Raw genomic sequence first — 6,387 nt, 5'->3', positions numbered from 1 at the left:
AATCATCTGTACTCCAATGACTAGTCTAAAAACTAGTATTAAGACTATCACTTATTTAAGTGATACTGGTTGTCTGGAGATTCAGGGGGCCAGTCTAATATAGATAACAGCATAACAGTTACGCTAATATATTAAATATCAATCTACAGCAATGTTGCTCTCGCCCGGCTTTCCATGCCCTTCTCTGCGGCGACAGATGCTGAAAATAATAACGCCTGCTCTCTCTATACAACCAAGGTCAACATGAGTCTGTTTCCCGTTATCGTGGTGTTTGGGCTGTCCTTCCCACCGATATTTTTTGAATTGCTTTTATCACTGGCGATTTTCTGGCTGGTGCGCCGGGTACTTGTGCCAACAGGTATCTACGACTTTGTCTGGCATCCGGCGTTGTTCAACACCGCGCTCTATTGCTGCTTGTTTTATTTGATATCGCGACTGTTCGTTTGAGGTTGAAGTGAAAACACTAATAAGAAAATTCTCCCGTACGGCCATCACGGTCGTATTAGTCATTCTGGCCTTCATCGCAATTTTTAATGCCTGGGTCTATTACACCGAATCCCCCTGGACGCGTGACGCGCGCTTTAGCGCTGACGTCATTGCGATCGCGCCGGACGTTTCTGGACTCATTACCCAGGTGAATGTTCATGATAACCAGCTGGTGAAAAAAGGACAGATACTGTTCACCATCGACCAGCCGCGCTATCAAAAGGCGCTTGAGGAAGCGCAAGCCGATGTTGCTTATTATCAGGTACTGGCACAGGAGAAACGCCAGGAGGCCGGACGTCGTAACCGTCTCGGTGTGCAGGCGATGTCTCGCGAAGAGATCGACTAGGCTAACAACGTACTACAAACGGTTCTGCATCAGTTAGCGAAAGCGCAGGCGACCCGCGATCTGGCAAAACTGGATCTTGAACGCACGGTGATCCGCGCGCCAGCAGATGGCTGGGTGACCAACCTCAACGTCTATACCGGTGAGTTTATTACTCGAGGATCAACGGCGGTTGCGCTGGTGAAACAGAACTCCTTCTATGTACTGGCCTATATGGAAGAAACTAAGCTGGAAGGGGTGCGTCCGGGGTATCGTGCAGAGATCACGCCGCTTGGCAGTAACAAAGTGCTGAAAGGGACTGTTGATAGTGTTGCCGCAGGGGTCACCAACGCCAGCAGCACGCGTGACGACAAAGGGATGGCGACTATAGACTCTAACCTTGAATGGGTGCGTCTTGCGCAACGTGTTCCGGTTCGTATTCGTCTCGACAACCAGCAAGAGAACATCTGGCCTGCGGGCACCACTGCTACAGTGGTGGTCACTGGCAAACAAGATCGCGACGAAAGCCAGGATTCGTTCTTCCGTAAAATGGCCCATCGCCTGCGTGAGTTTGGTTAATCACGATGGGTATTTTCTCCATTGCTAACCAACATATTCGCTTTGCGGTAAAACTGGCGACCGCCATTGTACTGGCGCTGTTTGTTGGCTTTCACTTCCAGCTGGAAACGCCACGCTGGGCGGTACTGACAGCGGCGATTGTTGCCGCCGGTCCGGCCTTTGCTGCGGGAGGTTGAACCGTATTCTGGCGCTATTCGTTATCGTGGCTTTTTGCGCATCATCGGCACATTTATTGGCTGTATTGCCGGACTGGTGATCATCATTGCGATGATCCGCGCACCATTATTGATGATTCTGGTGTGCTGTATCTGGGCCGGTTTTTGTACCTGGATATCCTCGCTGGTACGAATAGAAAACTCGTACGCGTGGGGGCTGGCCGGTTATACCGCGCTGATCATTGTGATCACCATTCAGCCGGAACCATTGCTTACGCCGCAGTTTGCCGTCGAACGTTGTAGCGAGATCGTTATCGGTATTGTGTGTGCGATTATAGCGGATTTGCTCTTTTCTCCGCGATCGATCAAACAAGAAGTGGATCGAGAGCTGGAAAGTTTGCTGGTCGCGCAATATCAATTAATGCAACTCTGTATCAAGCATGGCGATGGTGAAGTTGTCGATAAAGCCTGGGGCGACCTGGTGCGACGCACCACGGGGCTACAAGGCATGCGCAGCAACCTGAATATGGAATCTTCCCGCTGGGCGCGGGCCAATCGACGTTTAAAAGCGATCAATACGCTATCGCTGACGCTGATTACCCAATCCTGCGAAACTTATCTTATTCAGAATACGCGCCCGGAATTGATCACTGATACTTTCCGCGAATTTTTTGACACGCCGGTAGAAACCGCGCAGGACGTCCACAAGCAGCTCAAACGCCTGCGGAGAGTTATCGCCTGGACCGGGGAACGGGAAACGCCTGTCACCATTTATAGCTGGGTCGCGGCGGCAACGCGTTATCAGCTTCTCAAGCGCGGCGTTATCAGTAACACAAAAATCAACGCCACCGAAGAAGAGATCCTGCAAGGCGAACCGGAAGTCAAAGTAGAGTCAGCCGAACGTCATCATGCGATGGTTAACTTCTGGCGAACCACACTTTCCTGCATTCTGGGCACGCTTTTCTGGCTGTGGACGGGCTGGACTTCCGGCAGTGGTGCAATGGTGATGATTGCGGTAGTGACGTCACTGGCAATGCGTTTGCCGAATCCACGCATGGTGGCGATCGACTTTATCTACGGGACGCTGGCCGCGCTGCCGTTAGGGCTGCTCTACTTTTTGGTGATTATCCCTAATACCCAACAGAGCATGTTGCTGCTGTGTATTAGCCTGGCAGTGCTGGGATTTTTCCTCGGTATAGAAGTACAGCAACGGCTACTGGGCTCGATGGGGGCGCTGGCCAGCACCATAAATATTATCGTGCTGGATAACCCGATGACTTTCCATTTCAGTCAGTTTCTCGACAGCGCATTAGGGCAAATCGTCGGCTGTGTGCTCGCGTTCACCGTTATTTTGCTTGTGCGGGATAAATCGCGCGACAGGACCGGACGTGTACTGCTTAATCAGTTTGTTTCTGCCGCTGTTTCCGCGATGACTACCAATGTGGCACGTCGTAAAGAGAACCACCTCCCGGCACTTTATCAGCAGCTGTTTTTGCTGATGAATAAGTTCCCAGGGGATTTGCCGAAATTTCGCCTGGCGCTGACGATGATTATCGCGCACCAGCGCCTGCGTGATGCGCCGATCCCGGTTAACGAGGATTTATCGGCGTTTCACCGACAAATGCGCCGCACAGCAGACCATGTGATATCTGCCCGTAGCGATGATAAACGTCGTCGGTACTTTGGCCAGTTGCTGGAAGAACTTGAAATCTACCAGGAAAAGCTACGCATCTGGCAAGCGCCACCGCAGGTGACGGAACCGGTTCATCGGCTGGCGGGTATGCTCCATAAGTATCAACATGCGTTGACCGATAGTTAGGTCAAAACCAACGCCAAAAGTGTCGGTTTTTTCATGGCTATACTTAGCGATGCACGGCAGAACTCGCCGCGAAACGTGACGGTGGCAATAGATGAATATTTATACCTTTGATTTTGATGAGATTGAGAGTCAGGAGGATTTTTATCGTGACTTTAGCCAAACCTTTGGTCTGGCGAAAGATAAGGTACGCGATCTCGACTCACTATGGGATGTGTTAATGAACGATGTCCTGCCGCTACCACTTGAGATTGAATTTGTTCATCTGGGAGAGAAAACGCGTCGCCGTTTTGGCGCGTTAATATTGCTGTTTGATGAGGCAGAGGAAGAGCTGGAAGGGCATTTGCGTTTTAATGTTCGTCATTAGCGCAAAAAAAAGCCCCCGAACCGGGGGCAATATCGTCGGACAAGACGATGAGGGTTTATTTGTACAGTTCAGCCGTAGCGTGCCAGGTGTCACCGCTACGAGCTTCAGTAATCTGGTAGGCCGTTGCGCCTTTCTCTTCCGCTTTTTTGTTCAGCATTTCACGCATATCCATTGGCGAAGACGCCACACCACTTACGGATACGGTCCCGATTGCTTCACGATTTTGTGCTTGTGCAGCATCAATGGAGTCGGCAGCGAATGCACCGAAAGAGAGAACAGAAAGTACGCTTAATGCAGCTACAGTGGTTTTGATTTTCATGATTTTTACCTCGACATAATCTTTTAGCTGGGCCTTTGTTTTGTGACCCATATCACAAAATCAAGCATACACTAATTATTGAACTAATTAATACCACGCTAACTGTTTCAGTTGATACTAAGTGTTAAAAATGTGAATTTTAATAACAAAAAAGAATTAAAAACACGGTCATTTATTTTTAATTCTAGTATTTTCAATTAGATAATGAATTTTGCATAATGTGCTTTTTTTACCGTATGTATTCATTATGTGAATGACATGTCGCAGTAAAACTGCACTATTCGTTAAATTAATCGCAGGGGAAAGCAGGGGGTTGAGAGGGATAAGCAACATTTTCCCCGCCGCCAGAAGCGACGGGGCAGAGATTAAAGCTCCTGGTCGAACAGCTCTAAAATCGCTTCGTACAGGTCTTTGACGGTGAAACCGTTAGCAGGGGTGGTAAAGATGGTGTCATCGCCAGCGATGGTGCCCAGAATACCTTCTGCTTTGCCCAGTGAGTCCAGCAGGCGAGCAATTAACTGCGCCGCGCCAGGGCTGGTATGAATCACGACAACTGCATCGTTGTAGTCGATATCCAGCACCAGATTCTTCAATGGACTGGAGGTGGTTGGTACACCCAGTTCAGCTGGCAGGCAGTAAACCATTTCCATTTTGGCATTGCGTGTACGTACAGCACCAAACTTGGTCAACATCCGCGAGACTTTAGACTGATTAATATTGTCAAAGCCTTGCTCCTGCAACGCGGCGACGATTTCGCCCTGGGAGCTAAATTTCTCTTCTTTAAGTAATGCTTTAAATGCTTTAACTAGTTCTTCTTGCTTAGCCGAGCTTCGCATAAGTCACCCGATATGGTGGTTGATACAACATTATTGTGCATACAGATGAATTTTTATGCAAACAGTCAACCCTGAAGAAGGCTGAAATAATGTTATGAAAGAGCGGGATTTTATCAAATTTCGTTATTGAGAAACATGCCTGCGTCACGGCATGCAAATTCTGCTTAAAAGTAAATTAATTGTTATCAAATTGATGTTGTTTTGGCTGAACGGTAGGGTATATTGTCACCACCTGTTGGAATGTTGCGCTAATGCATAAGCGACTGTTAATTACGTAAGTTAGGTTCCTGATTACGGCAATTAAATGCATAAACGCTAAACTTGCGTGACTACACATTCTTGATATGTGGTCATTGTAAACGGCAATTTTGTGGATTAAGGTCGCGGCAGCGGAGCAACATATCTTAGTTTATCAATATAATAAGGAGTTTAGGATGAAAGTCGCAGTCCTCGGCGCTGCTGGCGGTATTGGCCAGGCGCTTGCACTACTGTTAAAAACCCAACTGCCTTCAGGTTCAGAACTCTCTCTGTATGATATCGCTCCAGTGACTCCCGGTGTGGCTGTCGATCTGAGCCATATCCCTACTGCTGTGAAAATCAAAGGTTTTTCTGGTGAAGATGCGACTCCGGCGCTGGAAGGCGCAGATGTCGTTCTTATCTCTGCAGGTGTAGCGCGTAAACCGGGTATGGATCGTTCCGACCTGTTTAACGTTAACGCCGGCATCGTGAAAAACCTGGTACAGCAAGTTGCGAAAACCTGCCCGAAAGCGTGCATTGGTATTATCACTAACCCGGTTAACACCACAGTTGCAATTGCTGCTGAAGTGCTGAAAAAAGCCGGTGTTTATGACAAAAACAAACTGTTCGGCGTTACCACGCTGGATATCATTCGTTCCAACACCTTTGTTGCGGAACTGAAAGGCAAACAGCCAGGCGAAGTTGAAGTGCCGGTTATTGGCGGTCACTCTGGTGTTACCATTCTGCCGCTGCTGTCACAGGTTCCTGGCGTTAGTTTTACCGAGCAGGAAGTGGCTGATCTGACCAAACGTATCCAGAACGCGGGTACTGAGGTGGTTGAAGCGAAAGCCGGTGGCGGGTCTGCAACCCTGTCTATGGGCCAGGCAGCTGCACGTTTTGGTCTGTCTCTGGTTCGTGCACTGCAGGGCGAACAAGGCGTTGTCGAATGTGCCTACGTTGAAGGCGACGGTCAGTACGCCCGTTTCTTCTCTCAACCGCTGCTGCTGGGTAAAAACGGCGTGGAAGAGCGTAAATCTATCGGTACCCTGAGCGCATTTGAACAGAACGCGCTGGAAGGTATGCTGGATACGCTCAAGAAAGATATCGCCCTGGGCGAAGAGTTCGTTAATAAGTAATTGATTAGCGAATAATAAAAAACCGGAGCACAGACTTAATGCCGATCAGTTAAGGATCAGTTGACCGATCCAGTGGCTGTGTAAGAATCCGGAAACGCTCACTTGTTTCCGGATTTTTTTATGCACATTGGACA

General features: G+C 48.8%; 5 protein-coding genes and 2 pseudogenes. 5 read left to right on the top strand and 2 right to left on the bottom strand.

Annotated elements, in window-relative coordinates:
• Positions 1–243: 243 nt before the first annotated feature.
• From aaeX to BHE85_RS09220, 4 genes and pseudogenes are all read left to right on the top strand, one after another.
• A complete protein-coding gene (aaeX, locus tag BHE85_RS09235; protein WP_000051841.1) occupies positions 244–447 on the top strand; it encodes a p-hydroxybenzoic acid efflux pump operon protein AaeX in 204 nt (67 codons plus the stop codon).
• A gap of 7 nt (positions 448–454) precedes the next feature.
• A pseudogene (gene aaeA, locus BHE85_RS09230) lies at positions 455–1,387 on the top strand (p-hydroxybenzoic acid efflux pump subunit AaeA).
• Between the two features lie 5 nt (positions 1,388–1,392).
• A pseudogene (gene aaeB, locus BHE85_RS09225) lies at positions 1,393–3,361 on the top strand (p-hydroxybenzoic acid efflux pump subunit AaeB).
• Between the two features lie 91 nt (positions 3,362–3,452).
• The gene (locus tag BHE85_RS09220; RefSeq protein WP_001029013.1) at positions 3,453–3,725 is read left to right on the top strand and encodes a barstar family protein; all 273 of its coding nucleotides are present in this window, start codon (positions 3,453–3,455) and stop codon (positions 3,723–3,725) included.
• Between the two features lie 55 nt (positions 3,726–3,780).
• Here BHE85_RS09220 and yhcN read toward each other — a convergent pair whose 3' ends face one another.
• Both yhcN and argR read right to left on the bottom strand, forming a co-directional pair.
• On the bottom strand, positions 3,781–4,044 hold the full coding sequence (gene yhcN / locus BHE85_RS09215; RefSeq protein WP_000695690.1) for a peroxide/acid stress response protein YhcN: 264 nt from the start codon (positions 4,042–4,044) through the stop codon (positions 3,781–3,783).
• A 365-nt stretch (positions 4,045–4,409) separates the two neighbouring features.
• Positions 4,410–4,880, bottom strand: coding sequence for a transcriptional regulator ArgR (argR, locus tag BHE85_RS09210; protein WP_001257846.1), 471 nt, complete (start codon positions 4,878–4,880; stop codon positions 4,410–4,412).
• A gap of 434 nt (positions 4,881–5,314) precedes the next feature.
• Here argR and mdh point away from each other — a divergent pair, with 434 nt between their 5' ends.
• Positions 5,315–6,253, top strand: a complete 939-nt coding sequence (gene mdh, locus BHE85_RS09205) for a malate dehydrogenase (protein ID WP_001295272.1) — start codon at positions 5,315–5,317, stop codon at positions 6,251–6,253.
• The last annotated feature ends 134 nt before the right edge of the window (positions 6,254–6,387 follow it).

Source organism: Shigella sp. FC1567, from assembly GCF_001743015.1.
GTDB lineage: Bacteria > Pseudomonadota > Gammaproteobacteria > Enterobacterales > Enterobacteriaceae > Escherichia > Escherichia coli.
The sequence above is the reverse complement of the archived record's forward strand: the minus strand, read 5'-3'. Positions and strand labels throughout refer to the sequence as shown.